This is a genomic window from uncultured Maritalea sp. (genome assembly GCF_937139385.1).
In the GTDB taxonomy this organism is placed as follows: domain Bacteria; phylum Pseudomonadota; class Alphaproteobacteria; order Rhizobiales; family Devosiaceae; genus Maritalea; species Maritalea porphyrae_A.
Window position 1 is genome coordinate 1 of the sequence record NZ_CAKZPW010000189.1, and the last position, 2,704, is coordinate 2,704.

Sequence of the window (2,704 nt, forward strand, 5' to 3'; positions counted from 1 at the left end):
GAGATTGCCGGTCTGCGCTGACATCCGGATATCTATCTTGAACCTCACATACGATTTCGCCAACAAGGGCAACATCCCGCAGTTGATTAAGCGACAGCAATCCGGCCCTTAAGGCATCATCAATGTCATGGGCGTTGTAGGCTACATCATCTGCAATTGCAGCGGCTTGCGCCTCAAGGCTCGCAAAACTGTGATATCGCAAATCAGCAACTGCTGGAATATGATCTAGGCCAAACGGCAGCCCCTCAGTTTTATATCGACCAATGGGAGCCCCATCGTTGTCCGTAAGCGGTCCATTATGCTTGATGATGCCTTCAAGAGTCTCCCAAGTTAGGTTTAGTCCATCATGTTCCGCGTATCGATTTTCAAGCAAAGTAACCACACGCATTGCCTGCACATTGTGATCAAACCCTTGGTGGTCCTTCATCCTTCCGTTCAGCACACGCTCACCAGCGTGACCAAATGGGGTGTGCCCCAAATCATGAGCAAGGGCCAAGCATTCCGCCAAATCTTCATTCAGGTTTAGCGCACGAGCAATTGAACGCGCGATTTGTGAAACTTCTAGAGTGTGCGTTAGCCGTGTGCGAAAGTGATTGCCTTCATGATGCAGAAAAACTTGCGTTTTATGTTTTAAACGCCGAAAGGCATTTGAATGTATAATACGATCACGGTCGCGTTGAAACTCAGAGCGAGTTGGGCTGCTGCTCGTTGGGTATTGCCGCCCCAAGGATTGGTGTGAATGTGATGCGTAAGACGCGAGTGCGCGGTTTAATTGCATTTCAACTTTCCTTGTACCCTCTTTTCAAAGCGCTTTATGAAGCTTATCTATTAAACAAGACTTGTAAAATCGCCTTTTGGCGTACGTGATAGGGATTAAATATGTCAGATGTTGCAACAGCAGCGGCAAAAGTCGTCGTCACCGACAGTGCATTGGCTCGAATTGAAGCGATATTGGCCAAGCAAGCGCCGGGCACGGTTCTGCGTGTGGCCGTATCTGGTGGCGGTTGTTCGGGCTTTCAGTATGAATATAATTTGGTTCAAGAGAAGCCCACCGACGATGATTTGGTGCTAGGAACCGATAATGCCCGCGTTTTAATCGACTCAATGAGCCTTGAGTTTATGCAAGGGGCCGAAATTGACTTTGTGAATGACCTTATTGGCCAAAGTTTTCAAATCAATAACCCAAACGCCGTGGCTTCGTGCGGATGTGGCACCAGTTTCTCGGTTTAGTTTATTGCGGCGAGGATAGCTTCACTCTAGTTTAGAGCACTGATTCAAATGGAAGCGATCCAAAGAAAATGCAAATAGCAACTTGGAATATAAACGGAATTAAAGCGCGCCTGCCGGAGGTCGAGTACTGGTTGAAAGCGCATAAACCTGACCTTGTTTGCTTGCAGGAAATCAAGAGCATCGACGAGAACTTCCCACGTCAGCTGTTTGAAGACCTCGGCTATAACGTTGAGACGCACGGACAAAAAAGCTTTAATGGCGTCGCTTTGCTTTCGCTTCACCCGTTCGAGGAAGTCAATCGCGGCTTGCCGGGTGATGAAACAGACGAACAAGCTCGGTTTATTGAAGGTGTTATCGCACGCCCTGCAGGCCCGGTGCGCATTGCGGGCATTTATTTGCCAAATGGCAATCCCGTTGATACCGAGAAATTTCCATATAAACTATCGTGGATGGACCGATTAAACGCTTGGACAAAAGCTCGTTTATTGCTTGAAGAACCCCTAATAGTCGCCGGAGATTACAACATTATCCCGGATCGGTTGGATACGCATGATCACGATGCTTGGTGGGGAGATGCGCTTTATCGTCCAGAAAGCCTTGAGCGGTTTAGAACGCTCCAAGCTATGGGCATGACGGACGCATTGCGTGCTGTAAACAACGAGCAAGCCTTTACGTTTTGGGATTTTCAAGCAGGCGCTTGGCGCCGAAACAATGGAATTCGCATTGATCACTTGATGTGCTCGCCACAAGCCGCAGACAAACTTGAGAGCGTAGAAATTCATAGGGATATGCGAGGGCGAGAAAAACCTTCAGATCACGTGCCAGTTGTTGGCAAGTTCGATTTCTAGTCGAAACAACTAACCACCAAACCGGCCGCCAAGCGAATCTGCGGCCTTTATGGCTTGTTGACGCTGATCTGGCGATGCAACAGAAAGCGCGCGTTCGTGCAGTTCTGCTATCCAGTGTTCATCATCCGTGCCGCCAGCATGACGTTCGGCCAACGTGAGCCACATCAGGCCTTCCACGGGGTCTGCATCAATGCCTTCGCCATTAAACATTAGGTCGCCTAGAGTTGCCTGGGCGGCTGCATGACCTTTTCGCGAAGCAAGCGACAACCAGCGTGCACTTTGCAGCGGTGAATAGCCGAACTCATTCTCGTCTAGATAAAGCTGTCCCACTTTAAACTGCGCATCTGGGTCGCCAAAATAGGAAGCAGCATGCAGCAAAAGCTTGCGGGACAAAGAATTGTCTGCCTGCACACCTGCATCTGGCACGCCTTCGCGATAATACTCGCCAATTTTCAAGAAACTCTGCGCAACAATATCTGCGCCAACCGATTTTGGTGGCGTGTCGGCGTTTTCATTTGCAAGTTCACGGAAGTAGAGGAAGGCTTTCGTGCGATCTTTCTGCACCCCCTCGCCTTTTTCGTACATCACACCCAATCGCCACAAAGCGATGGGTTGCCCGGCATCGG

General features: G+C 49.5%; 4 protein-coding genes. 2 read left to right on the plus strand and 2 right to left on the minus strand.

Annotated features, from left to right (window positions below):
* Positions 1 to 778, minus strand: a 778-nt coding sequence (gene dgt / locus Q0231_RS08075; RefSeq protein WP_299347001.1) for a dGTP triphosphohydrolase, incomplete at its 3' end; no start/stop codon positions are given.
* A gap of 101 nt (positions 779 to 879) precedes the next feature.
* Here dgt and Q0231_RS08080 point away from each other — a divergent pair.
* A complete protein-coding gene (locus Q0231_RS08080) occupies positions 880 to 1,230 on the plus strand; it encodes an iron-sulfur cluster assembly accessory protein (protein ID WP_269394299.1) in 351 nt (116 codons plus the stop codon).
* Positions 1,231 to 1,298: 68 nt separating this feature from the next.
* Positions 1,299 to 2,078, plus strand: coding sequence for an exodeoxyribonuclease III (gene xth, locus Q0231_RS08085; RefSeq protein WP_299347004.1), 780 nt, complete (start codon positions 1,299 to 1,301; stop codon positions 2,076 to 2,078).
* 9 nt (positions 2,079 to 2,087) lie between these two features.
* Here the strand turns inward: xth and Q0231_RS08090 are convergent.
* On the minus strand, positions 2,088 to 2,704 hold a 617-nt coding region (locus Q0231_RS08090; RefSeq protein ID WP_299347006.1), incomplete at its 5' end, for a tetratricopeptide repeat protein.

Bases quoted from the DNA above. Each gene is read 5' to 3' on its own strand.
- Q0231_RS08080 (WP_269394299.1), top strand. From the start codon at position 880: ATGTCAGATGTTGCAACAGCAGCGGCAAAAGTCGTCGTCACCGACAGT.
- xth (WP_299347004.1), top strand. From the start codon at position 1,299: ATGCAAATAGCAACTTGGAATATAAACGGAATTAAAGCGCGCCTGCCG.